This is a genomic window from Chryseobacterium koreense CCUG 49689 (assembly GCF_001045435.1).
GTDB lineage: Bacteria > Bacteroidota > Bacteroidia > Flavobacteriales > Weeksellaceae > Kaistella > Kaistella koreensis.
Genome location: NZ_LFNG01000006.1, coordinates 231,930 through 250,994 on the forward strand (window position 1 = coordinate 231,930; position 19,065 = coordinate 250,994).

Here is a 19,065-nt window from a genome sequence, read left to right on the forward strand (position 1 = left end):
AATGATAGTTTTTAATTTAAAAAATTTGAAGTAATTTTTAGGGGGAAAAATTAGCAATACTAAAATGTATCCATTGCATATCAATTTTGGCAGATATGATTTCCAGCAAGGGAAATTCATGGCAATTCGATAAAAATAATCAGGTAGAAAAAAAATGCAGAAACCGCATTTTTCGTTAAAAGAAGTACGCAATATTCCAGGCAAAACCCAGATTAAACCTGCCAGAACTTTTCCCAAAACCCGGAACAATCATCGGTTGAATATCGTCCTGTTTCGTGGAATACAGGAGATATCCCGGCTGAATATTGACATCAATATAAAAAGGAGTCTCAAAAAGCTGAACTCTTCCACCAATGGTTCCCTCCAACCAAAAAGAGCTTTGCGAACTCGCTGGATAGGCGACCGATGTCTCACTTCCGCCATATCCGCGAACCGGAACCGCTCGGTATTCCTGGCTGTAAAAAGCTCCGGCCAATTTGCCACCCAGATAGAAGCCGTTCATCTGATTTTCTCGGTCACTCGCGAGCATATAGAATGCTCCCAATTTCAGAAAAGGCCCGTTTACTGTGGCATCATATCCATTTTTTTGGTAAATATTTCTTTCAAAACCAGCATCCACGACGGCATGAATATTTTTGGTCAAACGCGATGAAACAAAACCCTGATAAAGTTTACGGTCAGAAAAAAATCCAGTCCCAGCATTCAAAAGATCTGCTCCAACCAAGAAATTGGGTTGATATTTCCATTTTAATTTCGTGGAATCCTGCTGAATCTGTGCAAAACTCAAAATGAAAAGAAAACTAAAAAAGAAGGAAAAGATGCGTTTTGTTTTCATCGGTAATTTGGGTTTGATTTTGCTCAAGGTCAATTACGGCATCTGAAACCTCCAACTGAGCAGTCACATTTTCGTAAATTTTCTTAATTCCGCAAGCGGGTGAAACATATTGAGTGGCAGTGGTGTAATTAACTTTGACTTTTGAGTTAATTTCTGCTTTTTTTACGCCGACCAAAATCTCAGTAAATGGGCTTTCATCCACCCGAAGCGGAATAAATACCGAATCCACTTTCGCTTTTGCAACCACCGGAAGCCAACCGTTTCCATAGTTCACCTTTACATAAAGCGAATCCAATGTCTTCATTTTTCCGGTAGATTTGGTCTTGAATTTCAGTTTCATTCTCGGAGTTGCTTCCCCGCCGATGCAGATATCGTCGTCACTTCCACAGGAAAAAAGTGATAATAGAAAAACCGACCATAAAAATATTTTCAGAAATTTCATGATTCAAATGTACTAATTTGCGACCGCTTACAGACTATTTCACGATTTTCACCAAAAGTGCGATATTTTCTACATGGTGAGTTTGGGGAAACATATCCACCGGAAGGATTTTCACCAATTGATACTCGTCTTTCATCAAAGCCAAATCTCTAGCCTGAGTCGCCGAGTTGCAGCTCACATAGACAATTTTTTCGGGTGAAAGTTTCAGAATTTGTTCTACTACTTTTTGATGCATCCCGTCTCTAGGCGGATCGGTAATCAAAACATCTGCTTTTGGATGGCTGGCCAAAAATTCGTCATTAAAGATATCCTTCATGTCGCCACAATAGAACGAGCAATTGGTAAGCCCATTTAATTCCGCATGTTCTTTTGCCGCGTCAATCGCTTCCTGCACAGATTCTATCCCGATGACCTGCTTTGCATTTCGGGCAACATATTGTGCAATTGTTCCGGTTCCCGTGTATAAATCATAAACCACCTCATCACCTTTCAAATCGGCAAATTCCAAGGTTTTTCGATAAAGGTTTAATGCCTGCTTATAATTGGTCTGGAAAAATGATTTCGGGCCGATCTTGAACTTCAATCCATCCATTTCTTCCATTAAAAATCCTTCCCCGAAATAGGTCTGAACATCTTGGTCATAAATGGAATCATTTGGCTTTGAATTAATGGCGAAAACCAAAGTTTTAATTTGCGGGAACTGATTCAAGAGAAAATCAAACAATTGCTCGCGTTGCTCTTTTTCTTCACGGAAAAGCTGAAACAAAACCATCCATTCTCCCTTTGAATTTTGGCGCATCATCAAAGTTCGCAAGAAACCTTCCTGGTTTTTCACATCGAAAAATTCCAGTCCGTTTTCCACCGCATAATTTTTCACAGCGAGACGAATCGCATTCGATGGTTCTTCCTGCAGCCAACATTCCTTCAGGTCCAAAATTTTGCTCCACATTCCGGGAATATGGAAACCCAGTGCATTTTTATCGCCAAAGTCTTCGCCGGAACTCACCTCATCAAAAGTGAGCCAACGCGCATTGGAAAAAGAAAACTCCATTTTATTTCGGTAAAAATATTGTTCCTCGCTTCCCAAAATCGGCAAGGTTTCAAAATCTTCAATTCCCCCGATTCTCTTGATATGGTTATATACTTCTTCCTGCTTGAATTCGAGTTGTTTTTCGTAAGAAAGATTCTGCCATTTGCAGCCCCCACAAACTCCGAAATGGATGCATTTTGGTTCAGTTCGGAATGGCGACTTTTCCAAGATTTCCAACGCTTCGCCTTCCACATATTTTGATTTGGATTTCTTCACCCGCACATTTACCACGTCACCGGGAACAGCACCTGAAACCAAAACGGTTTTCCCTTCTTCCGTTTTTCCCACTGCAACTCCTTTCGCTCCTGCGGAAACCAGTTTGATGTTTTCCAACACCGTGTTTTTTTGCTTCTTTCTCATTGAAAATTTTAGTGGGACAAAATTAAGGTTTTAAAATAAAAAAAGGGAATCATCCCTTATCTATCATTCAAAATTTTTCGAAACCATCAAGATGGCAACTTTAAATTCGAAACTGGCGATGTGGAGCAACTTCATTTCATCGGCAAATACAGCGTCCGATTCATCAGATAGAAAACTCCCGCGATACAGCCGGCAAATAAAAACGCCAGTGTCCACAAATATTTGGCGGAAAGATTATTTTTAAAAACATCCACAATCAATACCGCAACGGTAATAAAGTTGCAAATTAGCGCCAAAAAAGGAAGAACCATCCCCATTGCCAGCGGAATTCCTAAACTTCTGAGGTCAAAAGTTACGGTCACAATTCCAAAAATCAGCCCAAATAAAGCAATTGGATAAAGCATATTCTTGGAAACAAGTAGATCTGATGTCATATTTAATCTGTTTTTTCATTTCTTTTAATGAGGTAAAATATCGTGGTGATGCTTCCGAAAAAAATCATTCCCGCAATCCAAAATACCGAATATTTACTTCTGTTTCTAAAAATATCTGTAATCACGATGACCCAAGAAATTGCAGAAAAAACAATTCCTAAGTCGATGACGATACTCCCAGTGAGATTACCAAAAACCCAATGAGCAATCCTCATGTAAGCGCCGAGCAAGACAACAACCAATCCAAAAACCGCAAGTGGCAGTAAATATCTTTTTGGAATCAAGAGCGGATGTTCCATCAATTCTAAATTTAAGTAAATATATAAAAATTCCCGATAGACAAAGCCATCGGGAATTTGAATATTTACTTTCTGTATTTTTATTTTGTGGTAGGAGCAGGCTGTTCTTGGGAATCGCGAGCACCTGGTGCCAACAAGTCGTTTTGCAGATGTGCTTCCGGTGCAACTGTTGGAGCTTTCAATCCGGTCATTTTATCCAAAATACTTACTACTTCGGGATCCCCCAAATTGTAAAAGAAACGGCTTGCAATCTTTCCGTCCTTATCCAAAACGATAAATGATGGCATTTTGAAACCATAAATTCCGAAATCTTTGGCTATCTGAGAATTCAGTCCACCATCAGCATAAAGGTTTGTTCCCGGGATCCCTTTCAACATGGCGTTGCTGGTTTTCACGAACTGTTCTTTCGTATCGTCCAAATTCACATAGGCGAAATTCATTTTCGATTTATAGAAATTCACTACTTCTTTTAGTACCGGAATCGCTGCTTCCGAGATGTAGGGATTCCATGAAGCGTAAAACATCACCAGGGTTGGTTTTCCTTTTCCGTCAAAAAGTTTGTCAGTGCTCCCGTCTGCTTTCACCAATTTTCCGGAGGAAGCTGCTTCGCCTATTTTTGGACCATTGATCACAAACTGAATCCTCTGCAGATCTTTTTTCACTTCAGAATCCTTGATGTTTTTTTCAATCAGTTTATTGATGGATTCTGCCCTTTCAGGAGACTCATTGGGAGAAACATCCTGGCTGGAAATAACGAACGCGAGCAAATAATCCTTAGTCAGCTGCGACAAATCTTTTTTAGTTTCCAAATATTTTGCAAAGATCTCGGACGAGGTTGATTTTCCGTCCTTGTTTTGGGCAGCAGCAAATTCTTGAAATCCGTTAGTCAGTTTCCCTAAAAGGTAATTTCGGAAAATAGGCTGATTTCTCAACAGTCTGTCGTGGTCCGTGGTCAACTTCTTTTCCAAATCAAGGAAGTTTTTGGTCACCTTGAAGCTTGGATTCCCGGTAGCCATTCCGTGATTGGTTTCATACTGTGCCATCACACTTAGGATACTTGCAATAAGTTCGTCTTTTTTCCACTGAACCGCATCGCTGTCTGGCGAGGTTTTCTTGGCAGCCGACTCTATATTATTTCCAATATCTGTCTTGATTTTCTCCACTCCCTTCAGGAAAGCCGCTTCATCTTTCGTGATCAGTTCCTGCATATTGATTTTCGGTGCATATTCCTGGATGAATTTCACAGTTTCAGCAATGAAGTCATTATTTTTTTTCGCATCTCCAGTCACAGTGAACTGTTGCGGAAAATTTGCAGCCTGACCAGAAATATTGAATTTTTGGCCGCCTTTCAAATAAACCATCGCCTGTTTTCCGGCATAAGAAATGAGATACATCCCATTTTTCGGAGCATCAAAACTACCGCTGAAGCTGCCTTTTGAATCCACGCCCATATTAATCAAAGGCAAAGTTCCCACACCGGATGCTTCAATAATCTCTACTCTTTCCAATGGTGAACCTCCGGCAAAATTTCCGGAAACTTCTACTTTTTTTGAACATGATACCGCCAGTACGGCAAAAAGAAATACTAAAAAATAAGTTTTCATTATTAAAAATTAAATTCCTGCAAAAATAATTTATTCTTTGCGAACACACGAAAAAATAAGCACTTTATCATTATTTTAACATGATTTTCACTGCTGTGAATGGTGCAATAGGCAGATGAGGAGCAGAACTTTTTTCACCGAAAGTATTAGTTGATGAAAATCCACCCTATTTCCGTTAGATTTCCCCACTGTTTTCACAACTATTTTCGGAAGCTCCAAGGCGAAACCGAATTCGGATCGCTCCACAAACCGAGTTTTTTACTCCTGGCAACATCTTCCAATCTTGCGTATTCGGCATCGGAAGAATATTTCTTAAAATGCCAAGCCAAACCGGCTTTCACCATTTCTTTGTTCACGTTGGTTCCGTCTTCCAAGAAAATCTCGGCAATGATCCTTCCTCTGGAATCATAATTTCCGTTTTTTCCTTTGCTGATAATAGTTACCATTTTCCCGAAACATAGATCGGACAGTTTTTCCTTGGCTTTTGTCCCAAACGATTGCTTTTTTTCCGGTGCGTCAATGTGCTCCAGACGAATGTTCATGGGCAATTCATAATACAGACCTTCCACGGTGTCGCCATCTTTCACCCCGATGATTTTCAGTTTTAAGGTTACTATGTTTTGTTCAGCAACATGAAAAGCTCCAGGAATGAAGGTATTGCTTATGAAAATGAATAATAAGAAAAGTATTTTCTGCATGATTTGTATTTAGAAAAGCAATTTACGGAAAAAAGGAATTCATTTGATGGTGAAGTTTTCTTTGGTGTTTATTTCGGGATTTTTTAACGTTTCAGCAATTTGGCGAGTTTCACCGAAATTTTTGGTGAAATTCCTGCTTTTTCGTTGGACACAGAAAATTCCATGAATTTTCATTTTTTTTCACCTGCGATCGAAATTTTTATCCATAAAAAAATCCCGAATCTTGCGAATCGGGATTTAATTGTGCCAAAGTTTGAAGTTTTGGCAAAGATATTATTACGCCTGAACGTTGTTCTGTCCTAATACAAACGGCTCAACTTCTTTGATTTCGCCGAATTGTTGCTCGTAGTTCGCGATGTTTTGTTGCAATGCGGCAAGAACTCTTTTTGCGTGAAGCGGAGCCAAGATTACTCTTGATCTTACTTTCGCCTGCTGAACTCCTGGCATCAATTGGATGAAGTCCACCACGAATTCTGATGGAGAATGGTTTACCAAAGCAAGGTTTGCGTAAACTCCTGCAGCTACCATTTCGTTTAATTCAATGTTGATGTTGTTTGGATCTTGGTTTTGATTGTTGTCCATTGCTAAATTTTTTGATGTTATTTAATATTATTTGTTTCAAGTTCCAGGTTTCAAGTTGTGGGCGGTGAAACCTGAAACTTGAAACCCAAAACTCGGAACTGAATTTTTAGTTGATGTCTTCGAATTCTTTTTTAGAACCCACGATAATACTTTGGTAGTCTTTAAGACCCGTTCCTGCAGGAATTCTGTGTCCCACGATCACGTTTTCTTTCAGACCGCCAAGATAATCAACTTTTCCGGAAACTGCCGCCTCGTTCAGCACTTTAGTAGTTTCCTGGAAGGATGCTGCAGACATGAAGGATTTGGTTTGCAAAGCGGCTCTCGTAATACCCTGAAGCACAGGAGTTGCCGTTGCCGGAAGTGCTTCGCGAACTTCTACTAATGCTAAATCTTCACGTTTCAGCTTGGAGTTTTCATCTCTGAGTTCTCTTGCGGTGATCATCTGACCCGGTTTGAATTCTTTGGAATCACCTGCATCGGTTACCACTTTCAGTCCGAAAACCCTGTTGTTTTCTTCCAAGAAATCGTATTTGTGCTCCAAAGCACCTTCTAGGAATTGGGTGTCTCCACCGTCCACGATCTCTACTTTGGTCATCATTTGACGAACGATGATTTCGAAGTGTTTGTCGTCGATTTTCACCCCTTGAAGTCGGTACACTTCTTGGATTTCATTCACCAAATATTCCTGAACTGCGGTTGGACCTTTGATCTTAAGGATATCGTCCGGAGTGATGGAACCATCGGAAAGTGGCGAACCAGCTCTCACGAAGTCGTTTTCCTGAACCAAAATCTGGTTGGAAAGTTTCACCAAATATTTGGAGATTTCCCCGGTTTTTGCTTCCACGATCAATTCGCGGTTACCTCTCTTGATTTTCCCGTAAGAAACTACCCCGTCGATTTCGGTTACTACAGCCGGGTTCGATGGATTTCTTGCTTCGAACAATTCGGTAACTCTTGGAAGACCACCCGTGATATCCCCTGCTTTTGCAGATTTTCTCGGGATCTTGATCAAGATTTTACCGGATTTAATTTTCTCACCGTCATTAACCATCAAGTGGGCACCAACAGGAAGGTTGTAAGCTTTTTGCTCAATCCCTTTGGAGTCAACCACCTTCAAAGTAGGAACGGCTTTCTTATTTCTGGATTCGGAAATTACTTTTTCCTCGAAACCGGTTTGTTCATCGATTTCCAACTGGTAAGAAGTTCCCTGGATAATGTCCTCGTATTCTACCTTACCGGAAGTTTCCGCAATGATTACCGCATTGTACGGATCCCATTTTGCGATCGTTTGACCTTTGGTTACTTTGTCACCAGATTTCACGAAAAGTTCTGAACCATATGGCAAGTTGGTCACCATCAATGGAGTTCTGGCTGCATTGTCAGCAACCAAACGGAATTCAGTAGAACGGGAAACCACGATTTCAGCTTTTTTGCCTTCTTCGATTTCCGAGGTTACAGTTCTTACCTCATCCATTTCCACGATACCGTCTCTTCTGGCAACGATGGAAGGATTTTCTGAGATGTTTCCTGCGGTACCTCCTTGGTGGAAGGTTCTCAAGGTCAACTGAGTTCCCGGTTCACCGATGGATTGTGCAGCGATTACTCCTACTGCCTCTCCCATGTGGATTGGTTTTCCGGTTGCCAAGTTTCTACCGTAACATTTTGCACAGATTCCTTTCTTGGCCTCACAAGTCAATGGCGAACGAACTTCAACCACCTCGATTCCTGCGTCTTCAATCTGTTTTGCAAACGCCTCATTAATGATGGTATCAGCTTCCAGAATGATTTCATCAGTTTCTGGGTGGAAGATATTGTGAAGAGAAACCCTACCCAAAATTCTTTCGGAGATTTTCTCAACGATTTCGTCATTTTTCTTCAAAGGAGTGATTTCGGTTCCTCTCAAAGTACCACAATCATCTTCAGTGATGATGACGTCTTGAGCCACGTCAACCAATCTTCTGGTCAAGTAACCTGCATCCGCCGTTTTCAAAGCGGTATCTGCAAGACCTTTACGGGCACCGTGAGTGGAGATAAAGTATTCCAAGATGGAAAGACCTTCCTTAAAGTTCGCCACGATCGGGTTTTCAATAATTTCCGCACCGGTAGAACCTGCTTTTTGCGGTTTTGCCATCAAACCTCTCATCCCGGATAACTGGCGGATCTGTTCTTTGGAACCCCTCGCACCGGAATCCAGCATCATGTAAACAGAGTTGAATCCACCTTGGTCGGTTTTCATCCTGCTCATGATCATTTCGGTCAAACCTGCATTGGTATTGGTCCAAACGTCGATGACCTGGTTGTATCTTTCGGTGTCTGTAATCAGACCCATGTTATAGTTTGCCTTGATTTCATCTACAGTTTCTACCGCAGCAGCGATCATTTTCTTTTTCTCGTCAGGAATCACGATGTCTCCTAATGAGAAGGACAGACCTCCTTTGAAAGCGTTCGCATAACCAAGGTTCTTCATATCATCCAAGAATTTCACGGTAGTTGGGAAATCCGTATCTGCCAAGATTCTACCGATGACATTTCTCAATGATTTTTTAGTCAAAAGTTCATTGATGAAACCAACCTCTTTAGGTACAATTTGGTTGAATAAAATTCTACCCACGGTAGTCTCAATCAGTTTGGTTTCAATGACCCCTTCTTCATTTTTTACCGGAAGTTTACATCTTACTTTTGCATTTAAAGATGCTTTACCTTCAGCATACGCGATTTCCGCTTCTTCTGGAGAGTAGAAAGCAAGACCTTCACCAACAACTTTTTTGGTTTCTGTAGAATCCAGTTGTTTGGTCATGAAGTAAAGTCCAAGAACCATGTCCTGAGAAGGAACGGTAATTGGAGAACCGTTTGCAGGGTTCAAGATGTTTTGTGAACCGAGCATCAGGAGTTGTGCTTCCAAAATCGCTTCCGGTCCTAAAGGTAAGTGGACCGCCATTTGGTCACCATCAAAGTCAGCGTTGAACGCCGTGGTTACCAATGGGTGAAGTTGGATTGCCTTACCTTCGATCATTTTTGGCTGGAACGCCTGAATACCGAGTCTGTGAAGCGTAGGTGCCCTGTTCAAAAGTACCGGGTGACCTTTCATCACGTTCTCCAAAATATCATAAACAACAGGTTCTTTTCTGTCGATAATTCGTTTTGCAGATTTTACGGTTTTAACGATTCCTCTCTCGATGAGTTTTCTGATGATAAACGGTTTGTACAATTCCGCCGCCATATCTTTAGGAATACCACATTCGTGAAGCTGAAGGTTTGGACCCACGACGATTACCGAACGTGCGGAATAATCCACCCTTTTTCCTAATAAGTTCTGACGGAAACGCCCTTGTTTTCCTTTCAGTGAATCTGAAAGCGATTTCAATGGTCGGTTGGATTCAGATTTTACCGCGGAAGATTTTCTGGTGTTGTCGAATAGTGAATCCACAGATTCCTGCAACATTCTCTTTTCGTTTCTCAGGATTACTTCCGGAGCTTTGATTTCCAAAAGTCTCTTCAAACGGTTGTTTCTAATGATAACCCTTCTGTAAAGGTCGTTCAAATCCGAAGTTGCGAAACGGCCACCATCCAATGGAACGAGTGGTCTTAATTCTGGTGGAATTACCGGAAGAACTCTCATGATCATCCATTCCGGACGGTTGATCATTCTGGTGTTGGCTCCACGAAGTGCTTCTACCACGTTCAGTCTCTTCAACGCTTCGGTTCTTCTTTGTTTTGAAGATTCGTTGTGCGCTTTGTGACGAAGGTCGAATGACAATGCGTCCAAATCGATTCTTCTCAATAATTCCTCCACAGCTTCGGCACCCATTTTGGCAACGAACTTGTTGGGATCGGAATCATCAAGATATTGGTTTTCAACAGGAAGCGTATCCAGGATATCCAGATATTCTTCTTCGGTTAAAAATTCCATGTCCTCGAAATCGGAACCATCCGCCTTTTTCGCGATTCCGGGTTGAATTACGACATATCTTTCGTAATAGATAATCATATCCAACTTTTTGGAAGGCAATCCAAGAAGGTAACCAATTTTGTTTGGCAATGAACGGAAATACCAGATGTGTGCTACAGGAACCACCAAGTTGATGTGCCCGATTCTTTCTCTACGCACTTTCTTTTCGGTAACTTCCACCCCGCATCTGTCACAAACGATTCCCTTGTAACGGATTCTTTTGTATTTTCCACATGCACATTCGTAATCCTTCACGGGACCGAATATTTTCTCGCAGAAAAGTCCGTCACGTTCTGGTTTGTGCGTTCTGTAGTTGATGGTTTCGGGCTTTAGAACTTCACCTCTTGATTCCTGAAGAATCGATTCGGGAGAAGCAAGACCGATCGTAATTTTACTGAAATTACTTGTTTTATTCTTATTTGACATACTTTTTTTTGTTTAAGGTTTCAGGATTAAAGTTTCAGGTTTTTAAATCTTTAAACTAAAACCGTTTAAATTAGGTTTTGGCCAAAGCCATTTGTAATTGTCAATTTTTAGGACGGGCTCATTTCGACTACATTCCATGCAGGAAATCCCGCCTGTATTGATAATTTCAAATTTTGTTTTTGAATTAAAATTTAAAATTATTCTTCTAATCTTACATCTAAACCTAAACCTTGAAGTTCGTGCAGAAGAACGTTGAAGGATTCTGGAATACCAGGTTCCGGCATAGCCTCTCCTTTTGCGATGGCTTCGTAAGTTTTTGCTCTACCAATCACGTCATCAGATTTCACGGTCAAGATTTCGCGTAAAATATTTGATGCTCCGAACGCTTCAAGCGCCCAAACTTCCATCTCCCCGAAACGCTGCCCACCGAATTGCGCTTTACCACCGAGTGGTTGCTGCGTAATCAATGAGTAAGGTCCGATGGAACGTGCGTGCATTTTGTCATCTACCATGTGGCCTAATTTCAACATGTAGATTACACCCACTGTCGCCGGCTGTGAGAATCTTTCACCGGTTCCACCATCATAAAGATAAGTGCTTCCGTATCTTGGAAGTCCTGCTTTGTCAGTGTACTCGTTGATTTCTTCCAATTCAGCACCATCGAAAATCGGAGTTGCGAATTTCAATCCTAATTTCTGACCGGCCCAGCCAAGAACGGTTTCGTAAATCTGGCCGATGTTCATACGTGAAGGTACACCAAGTGGGTTCAACACGATGTCAACCGGAGTCCCGTCTTCCAAGAATGGCATGTCTTCCTCACGAACGATTCTGGATACGATACCCTTGTTTCCGTGACGACCCGCCATTTTATCACCAACATTCAACTTACGTTTCTTAGCGATATATACTTTGGCCAATTTAATGATTCCTGCAGGAAGTTCGTCCCCGATTGAAATTGCAAATTTCTCACGGTTTTTCACTCCCATGATGTCATTGTACTTGATCTTGTAGTTGTGGATCAATTGCTTGATCAACTCGTTTTTATCTGCATCAACGGTCCAATCTGCTCCACTTACGTTGACGTAATCTTCAACACTCTGAAGCAATTTGGTGGTGAACTTCACTCCTTTTCCGATGATTTCTTCATTAAGGTCGTTATTTACTCCTTGAGAAGTTTTACCGTTTACCAGAGTTCCGAGTTTTTCGAGGAGGGTGTTTCTTAAGTCATCGAATTTTGCTTTGTAGGTATTTTCGATTTCTTCAAGCTTCAGTTTTTCCTCGGTTCTTTTCTTTTTGTCTTTGATATTTCTGGAGAACAATTTTTTGTTGATCACAACACCTCGCAATGATGAATCGGCTTTCAGGGAAGCATCTTTCACATCACCGGCTTTGTCACCGAAAATCGCTCTCAATAGTTTTTCTTCAGGAGTTGGATCGGATTCCCCTTTTGGCGTGATTTTACCAATCATGATGTCGCCAGGTTTCACTTCCGCACCAATTCTGATCATTCCGTTTTCGTCCAGATCTTTGGTTGCTTCCTCAGAAACGTTTGGAATATCTGAGGTCAATTCTTCCATACCCAATTTGGTATCACGAACTTCCAGAGAATATTCATCCACGTGGATTGAAGTAAACCAGTCCTCACGAACTACTTTTTCGTTGATCACGATTGCATCCTCGAAGTTGTAACCTTTCCAAGGCATGAACGCTACCACGCAGTTTCTACCCAATGCCAATTCTCCGTTTTCGGTTGCATATCCATCACAAAGAACCTGTCCTTTGGTCACCTTGTCACCAACTCTTACGTTCGGTCTCAAAGTAATCGTAGTGGATTGGTTGGTTTTTCTGAATTTGGTCAACTTATAGGATTTCGTAGCGGATTCGAACGAAACCAAATCTTCGTCTTCACTTCTTTCATATTTAATGGTGATCGTATCTGCATCCACATATTCCACCACTCCATTTCCTTCAGCATTGATCAATATTCTGGAATCTTTTGCGACCTGTTTTTCAAGACCTGTTCCCACAATCGGAGCTTGCGGCTTCAATAGCGGAACTGCTTGACGCATCATGTTGGATCCCATCAATGCACGGTTCGCATCATCATGTTCCAAGAAAGTAATCAATGAAGCGGAAATACCGGAAATCTGGTTTGGCGCCACATCGATCAAGTTCACTTCTGAAGGTTCCACCACCGGATAATCTCCATCAAGTCGGGCAATAACCCTATCTGTAGAGATGGTTCCGTCATCTTCCATTTCCACGTTGGCCTGTGCGATTACTTTATTCTCTTCATCTTCTGCATTAAGGAAAATCGGCGCACTCTTCAAGTCAACTTTTCCGTCTTTTACTTTTCGGTATGGAGTTTCAATAAATCCTAAGTTGTTGATTTTCGCATAGATACCTAGTGAAGAAATCAAACCGATGTTTGGTCCTTCCGGAGTTTCAATTGGGCAAATTCTTCCGTAGTGCGTATGGTGAACGTCACGAACCTCGAAACCTGCTCTCTCTCTGGAAAGTCCACCAGGTCCTAATGCGGAAAGTCTTCTCTTGTGAGTGATTTCCGAAAGTGGGTTGGTTTGGTCCATGAACTGGGACAACTGGTTGGTTCCGAAGAACGAATTGATCACAGAGGTCAAAGTTTTGGCATTAACCAAATCGATAGGCGTAAAGATTTCGTTATCTCTAACGTTCATTCTTTCACGGATTGTTCTGGCAATTCTAGAAAGACCAACACCGAACTGACCCGCCAATTGCTCACCAACAGTTTTGATTCTTCTGTTGGACAAGTGGTCAATATCATCCACTTCCGCTTTGGAATTCACCAATTCGATTAAGTGGCGAACGATGGAGATGATATCTTCTTTAGTTAAAACTTCCGTTTTTTCAGGAATATTTAATCCTAATTTTTTGTTCAGTCTGTAACGGCCTACTTCACCTAATGAATATCGCTGCTCGGAGAAGAATAATTTCTCGATGATTCCTCTTGCAGTTTCCTCATCTGGCGGATCAGCGTTTCTCAGCTGACGGTAAATATATTCTACCGCTTCTTTTTCAGAGTTGGTAGGGTCTTTTTGCAAAGTATTTTGGATGATGGAGAACTCGTTTGAATTTTCTTTGTGGATCAGGATGGATTTCACACCCGCTTCCAAGATCAAATCCAGGTGCTCTTTTTCAAGAACGGTTTCCCTATCCAAGATGATTTCGTTTCTTTCGATGGAAACTACCTCACCGGTATCTTCGTCCACGAAATCTTCGAACCAGGTGTTCAAAACTCTCGCGGCCAAAGTTCTTCCTTCCACTTTTTTCAATGCTGCTTTAGAAACTTTCACTTCTTCAGCAAGGTCGAAAATTTGAAGGATATCTTTATCGGATTCGTATCCGATTGCTCTAAGCAAAGTGGTCAACGGTAATTTTTTCTTACGGTCGATGTAAGCATACATCACGTTGTTGATGTCGGTAGTAAATTCCATCCAAGATCCTTTGAAAGGGATAATTCTGGAATAATACAGTTTGGTTCCATTGGCGTGATAAGTCTGACCAAAGAACACACCCGGAGAACGGTGAAGCTGGGTAACAATTACACGTTCCGCACCATTGATAATGAATGATCCGGAAGGAGTCATGTAAGGAACCGGACCTAAATAAACATCCTGCACCACGGTCTGAAAATCTTCGTGTTCCGGATCGGTACAATACAGTTTAAGTCTGGCTTTCAAGGGAACTGAATAGGTCAGTCCTCTTTCCACACACTCGTCGATCGAGTAGCGCGGTGAATCAACCAGGTAATCCAGGAATTCCAAAACGAATTGGTTTCTGGAGTCGGTGATTGGGAAATTTTCTTCAAAGGTTTTGTAGAGTGTTTCATTGACTCTATTTTCCGGAAGGGTGTCCAACTGGAAAAACTCTTTGAATGACTGGATCTGAATGTCCAAAAAGTCAGGAGTTTCAATTTTCCCTTTCACTGCGGAAAAATTGATTCTTTCACTCGGCTGAGTTTTTGCGACTGCTTTAGATTTACTCATAAAAATTTGTAAAGAATGAGGGTTAAAAAATATTTTCCCGCCTTCGGCGGACATGGGCAAAAATATCAGAGTAGAATAGAGGAAAGAGAAAAGAGGATAGACTTACCTAAGTTGGCGCTTACGTTTTGAAAACTGAGAGTTTTTGTCTTAATTCCTTGTTTCTTTTTCTCAAAATCTTCTCTAACTGCAACGCCGGTATATCTTTTCACGGAGTAGTGCAAAATATTTTTTGATTTTCCATTTGGCATCAAAACCGCAGAAAACAGTAGAAAACACGAAACCTCCTTCATTCTCATGAAAGAGTTGATTTTCAATATTTTACTGATTTAAGAACAATTTTTAGCGCCAAAAGGACTGCAAATGTACGATAATTTTGAATGATGTCCAAATGTGTAAATTGCTGGAATGCTTAAAGTTTTGTTAATTATTTATCGCGTGTTTGAACTTTTGGCAGCTAAAAAAAGTTCCCTTCCGGAAAAAAGAAAGGAACAGTCTTTAAAATTTTAATTTTTCACCGCGGTCACTACCTGTGCCTCCTGTTTGGTGATATTGTCAAATATCTGGGTAAAAGCAGGATAGTATTCTTTAGGGAAAACCGGATCATCCACTTTCACGGTGGTTTCTATGGTCAGTTTATTTCCTTCCTGCGTCACCAGATAACTGTACTGCAAGGCGCTGTCTTCGGTTCTGAATTTTTTGGATTTTGGAACATTTTCGAAAACATAATTTTCCGGCAAAGTGATGGTCACCTTTTTCACCCGGTCGAAAGCAGAATAAAATTCCAAAGGCGCCCTTCTAGGTTCGGTCTGGTTAAAATCGTGATTTTGGGTGTAAAGGAAGAGCAATGGATTAAAGACGATCTTGTTCCCAATAACATCAGCAAAAGTGTCAGCCGAAAAATCAAAACTTGTTTCGAAATCCCCATTCTCCTGAAGTTGATGTGTGATATTAGAATACGGGAATTTATAGGCATCCCTATAGGTTTTGGAGAATTTTTCTTTGTCTTCCAGGTACTTTTCATTGGCAACCAAAGCGAACAATTTGTTGTCTCGGTCTATGAAACGTCCCTCGAAAGTACCATCTGGATTCATTTTCGCATCTACCGCGTATGTATTCTGACTTACGTCCGGATAAAGAATATTGATCTGTTTCGCTTCATCTTTGGTCATGATGATTCCATGATAATTCAGTGCTTTCGGCGAAATCAGATTGATTTCCGACTGTTTTAAGGTTCCGTCTAAAAGGTACAATTGGCCATTATCCTCAAAACTGCTCAGCACATAGTTCAACTGATTAACAGACGGATTGTAGGCAAGCAATACTCCCCTTTTGATGGTGGAAAGCACTACCGGCTCTGCTTTTACCCCCACACTTCTTAAAAGCATGGTCAACAGAAGATTTATTTCTGCAGAATTTCCCACTTTGGTGCTGATCAGATTACGAATGCCTTTATCGGTCACCACATTATCTTCCTTGTTCCAGGTATAGTTTTGCTGCACATATCTCAGAACTTGCCTAGCTTTCTCCAAATTCGACGGTAAATCATTGATGGCTGCAGGCAAAAGACCTTTTACCAGATGATCCTTACTCAATTGCCCACCAAAATCGTCATGATCATAGAGCCGTTTTCTAATATCTTTCCAGCTTATGGCCAAAGATTTCAATACCCCGTTATTCATTACCGAATTGATTTCCGCCTTCACTCCGGTTTTATAATTATCGTTGTTTTGAACATATTTTTCATCCTTAAATGCGGGAATATCATCATAACCAAACCTATAAGTAAAGTAGGGACTTCCATACATGTTGGCTTCCTCCACCAGTCTGTGCTGAGGAGATACATCGCCTTTGTAATTGATGGTGTAGCCGAAAGGTTTCGGGGTATCAAGCACAAATTCCACATAGCGAACTGGGATTTTGTCCTCAATTAAAACCCGCGGTGTGGAGCCCATAAAAGGAGTATAAACCGAATAACTACATTCCACCACCGAACCGTCTTTCACGCCCGAAAATGCAAATTTGGTGACCTTGTAATTTTTATCCTCGGTAGAATTGTATTTTTCATTCCGTTCCACTTTGGTCGTCACCTTTTTGCCGTTCTCGAAATTGTAGGTGTTTGCCTTTAGGTTGCTCAAAGTCTCATAAAGTCCTTTCCCGTCGTCATAAAGCGTTATTTTCTGGTCCAGATATTCGGAGGCGTTGTTCTTGTTATAGATTTTCACCCGGTCCACCACATTTTTTGTCAAAAAGCCATTATAATCTATCAAAAAGTGGATGGAGCGATACAGCACTTCCGCAGGAGCATCTGGATATTTCTCAGATTTTTCACTTTTTAAATCTTCATCGGAAAGTTTAGGGATATTCAGGAATTTGTGCTGGGACAAAAGGATTCCATTCAAAAGAATTGGAATAATGAGGATAAATTTCTTGATCATAGCTTTGTTATTAAGACTTTAGCATTGTCATTTCCGGCGGTTTTTTTTCGGAAAGCGACGTATTCTTTATATTTTTCTTTGGGATAATTTCCTTTTTTTATCGTTAAAATCCGGCGCACCATCAATTTGTTGTCTTTTAAATCAAAATGGATGGAGTAAGAACCAAATTCTGAGCTCAATTCTGAGGATTTAGGTATTTCCGTCAGTTTATAGCCTGCAGGAATCTCAAATTCAATGGCGTAATCATCCTGGAACGGAAATGAGATTTCCAGCGGCAGCTTTCGCTCTTCAGTGGCAGAAAACATGGTTGCCTCATAAAAAGGTACTGCCTGGAAAAACAAGTCGTTTCCTATCTTTTTCGAAAATCCGTTCACCTCCATGTTCAGGTCATAGGTGATGGCCCCATAATCTTTATCGTTTTTCAGGTTTTCGATTTTGAGGCTTGAAAATTTGAGGTGATAATGTCGATTTTTCATAACTTCCTGCACCTCATCATTTTTAAGGCTGAACAACCTTAAGTTTTGATCATATTGACCACCGGTAAATTCCATGTTGGCTTGAGAATTAAAACCTCCATCTTCTTTCAAAATAATTTTTGCGGTGAGTTTTTCTTTGCTTTGTTCCGGACGGTAAACCGGCGTATCTATGATTTTGATTCCATTTTCATTCACACCGAGCACATTTCTATTGTAAGAGGAATAAGTCAGGTGATTAAATGCTACTTTTTGCGAAGTGTTTTCTAGCCAGATCTCTCCCTCTTCGGTCGGAACCATCAAAACCACATGGTTCCCGGAAAGCTTTGGGAAATCACGGTCAAAACTCCTCACAGAATCATCGCTGTAAATCACGGCGTAATAAGAAGGAATTCCCGCAGCGTTGAGCAGGGTGCGCATGTAGTTTGTCAAAGCCTTACAGTCTCCATAACCTTTTTTGCTCACCTCCGAAGCCGGCATCGGCTGCCAACCGCCAATTCCCATGGAAATCAGCACGTAGCGTGTTTTGTCTTGCATGTACCGGTAAATGGTCTTTACTTTATCCGCGGTGGATCCCTGCAGATTCAGTGCCGAAATTTCCGCCGAAATTTCAGGAGTTATCTTTGAAACGGGATTGATGAGTTGGTGGTAATACCACTTCCCAAAGGAATTCCAATCGCTGAGATCCCCCTGTTTCCCTTCCAAAGTAAACTTTTCGGGCGAAAACTCAATCCTTGGAACCAAATAATCAATGGTGGGCGCAAGTTCTTCTGCTTTAAGGGCCGGAACATTTTCGTAGGAATAAGTTGAAGTATTACCATTCTGGGAAGTTTTCAGGATTGCCAAAGGGGTTTCGGTGATCTTTGTCCTGACATTTATTCCCGAATTATTGGTCAGAGTCATCTCACTTTTTTGCAATGCAATGTCAAAGGAATTATAGGGTGCAAACCTGCTGATGTATACAGTATTTGAAGTATTGGTTTCATAGGAGTATTTCACAGTGTACGGATATTTCGTGGAAACCGGCTTTAAATAAAGCACTCGATCGTCCACATAAAGCGGGGAATCGCTTCCGTTGCTGACATCCGTGAAATCTCTTTTGCTAAAGGATTTAATGGTTTTTCCCTGGGCATCCAGGATCTCCACCTTGATGTCGCTTACTCTGGTCGTGGGATTGTAATGGATGACCACGTAGGCAAAATCGTCACCGCCCTCGTTCATGATGGTTGTAGATCGGGAACTTTTGATGGTCAGGTTATCGATAGACTTCAACACATAATCTTCACGATTCTCGCGAATTACCGCCTTGGCGTTTTCCTTGAGGTTTTCAGGAATATTGGCAACATTTAAATCTTGTGAAAAAATGGCGAAAGGCAGCAAAAGCAGTAACAATCTGGAGAGTTTATTCATAAG

At 41.1% G+C, this 19,065-nt stretch carries 12 protein-coding genes; all 12 read right to left on the reverse strand.

What is annotated here, in order from left to right:
• Positions 1 to 175 precede the first annotated feature (175 nt).
• The 12 genes from ACM44_RS05940 to ACM44_RS06000 all read right to left on the reverse strand — a co-directional run bounded on the left by ACM44_RS05940 (position 176) and on the right by ACM44_RS06000 (position 19,062).
• Positions 176 to 835, reverse strand: coding sequence for a DUF6048 family protein (locus ACM44_RS05940; RefSeq protein ID WP_048499100.1), 660 nt, complete (start codon positions 833 to 835; stop codon positions 176 to 178).
• Complete coding sequence (locus tag ACM44_RS05945; protein WP_048499101.1) at positions 801 to 1,277, reverse strand: DUF6452 family protein; 477 nt, start codon at positions 1,275 to 1,277, stop codon at positions 801 to 803. The genes ACM44_RS05940 and ACM44_RS05945 overlap by 35 nt, the downstream gene beginning before the upstream one ends.
• Before the next feature lie 34 nt (positions 1,278 to 1,311).
• Entirely contained in the window at positions 1,312 to 2,727 is a 1,416-nt protein-coding gene (rlmD, locus tag ACM44_RS05950; RefSeq protein ID WP_048499102.1) for a 23S rRNA (uracil(1939)-C(5))-methyltransferase RlmD, read from the reverse strand.
• Between the two features lie 131 nt (positions 2,728 to 2,858).
• A complete protein-coding gene (locus tag ACM44_RS05955) occupies positions 2,859 to 3,161 on the reverse strand; it encodes a hypothetical protein (protein WP_048499103.1) in 303 nt (100 codons plus the stop codon).
• A 2-nt stretch (positions 3,162 to 3,163) separates the two neighbouring features.
• The gene (locus tag ACM44_RS05960) at positions 3,164 to 3,460 is read right to left on the reverse strand and encodes a hypothetical protein (protein WP_048499104.1); all 297 of its coding nucleotides are present in this window, start codon (positions 3,458 to 3,460) and stop codon (positions 3,164 to 3,166) included.
• 80 nt (positions 3,461 to 3,540) lie between these two features.
• Entirely contained in the window at positions 3,541 to 5,064 is a 1,524-nt protein-coding gene (locus tag ACM44_RS05965; RefSeq protein ID WP_048499105.1) for a TlpA family protein disulfide reductase, read from the reverse strand.
• 200 nt (positions 5,065 to 5,264) lie between these two features.
• A complete protein-coding gene (locus ACM44_RS05970; protein ID WP_083993653.1) occupies positions 5,265 to 5,762 on the reverse strand; it encodes a thermonuclease family protein in 498 nt (165 codons plus the stop codon).
• A 276-nt stretch (positions 5,763 to 6,038) separates the two neighbouring features.
• Positions 6,039 to 6,344: a DUF3467 domain-containing protein gene (locus ACM44_RS05975; RefSeq protein ID WP_048499106.1), complete on the reverse strand. Its 306-nt coding sequence runs from the start codon at positions 6,342 to 6,344 to the stop codon at positions 6,039 to 6,041.
• Between the two features lie 106 nt (positions 6,345 to 6,450).
• Entirely contained in the window at positions 6,451 to 10,719 is a 4,269-nt protein-coding gene (rpoC, locus tag ACM44_RS05980; protein WP_048499107.1) for a DNA-directed RNA polymerase subunit beta', read from the reverse strand.
• Positions 10,720 to 10,916: 197 nt separating this feature from the next.
• Entirely contained in the window at positions 10,917 to 14,744 is a 3,828-nt protein-coding gene (gene rpoB, locus ACM44_RS05985; protein WP_048499188.1) for a DNA-directed RNA polymerase subunit beta, read from the reverse strand.
• A gap of 503 nt (positions 14,745 to 15,247) precedes the next feature.
• A complete protein-coding gene (locus ACM44_RS05995) occupies positions 15,248 to 17,179 on the reverse strand; it encodes a DUF3857 domain-containing protein (RefSeq protein ID WP_048499109.1) in 1,932 nt (643 codons plus the stop codon).
• Positions 17,176 to 19,062, reverse strand: a complete 1,887-nt coding sequence (locus ACM44_RS06000; protein ID WP_048499110.1) for a DUF3857 domain-containing protein — start codon at positions 19,060 to 19,062, stop codon at positions 17,176 to 17,178. Before ACM44_RS06000 ends, ACM44_RS05995 begins: the two co-directional genes overlap by 4 nt.
• Positions 19,063 to 19,065 lie beyond the last annotated feature (3 nt).

Bases quoted from the DNA above. Each gene is read 5' to 3' on its own strand.
- ACM44_RS05940 (WP_048499100.1), bottom strand. From the start codon at position 835: ATGAAAACAAAACGCATCTTTTCCTTCTTTTTTAGTTTTCTTTTCATT.
- ACM44_RS05945 (WP_048499101.1), bottom strand. From the start codon at position 1,277: ATGAAATTTCTGAAAATATTTTTATGGTCGGTTTTTCTATTATCACTT.
- rlmD (WP_048499102.1), bottom strand. From the start codon at position 2,727: ATGAGAAAGAAGCAAAAAAACACGGTGTTGGAAAACATCAAACTGGTT.
- ACM44_RS05955 (WP_048499103.1), bottom strand. From the start codon at position 3,161: ATGACATCAGATCTACTTGTTTCCAAGAATATGCTTTATCCAATTGCT.
- ACM44_RS05960 (WP_048499104.1), bottom strand. From the start codon at position 3,460: ATGGAACATCCGCTCTTGATTCCAAAAAGATATTTACTGCCACTTGCG.
- ACM44_RS05965 (WP_048499105.1), bottom strand. From the start codon at position 5,064: ATGAAAACTTATTTTTTAGTATTTCTTTTTGCCGTACTGGCGGTATCA.
- ACM44_RS05970 (WP_083993653.1), bottom strand. From the start codon at position 5,762: ATGCAGAAAATACTTTTCTTATTATTCATTTTCATAAGCAATACCTTC.
- ACM44_RS05975 (WP_048499106.1), bottom strand. From the start codon at position 6,344: ATGGACAACAATCAAAACCAAGATCCAAACAACATCAACATTGAATTA.
- rpoC (WP_048499107.1), bottom strand. From the start codon at position 10,719: ATGTCAAATAAGAATAAAACAAGTAATTTCAGTAAAATTACGATCGGT.
- rpoB (WP_048499188.1), bottom strand. From the start codon at position 14,744: ATGAGTAAATCTAAAGCAGTCGCAAAAACTCAGCCGAGTGAAAGAATC.
- ACM44_RS05995 (WP_048499109.1), bottom strand. From the start codon at position 17,179: ATGATCAAGAAATTTATCCTCATTATTCCAATTCTTTTGAATGGAATC.
- ACM44_RS06000 (WP_048499110.1), bottom strand. From the start codon at position 19,062: ATGAATAAACTCTCCAGATTGTTACTGCTTTTGCTGCCTTTCGCCATT.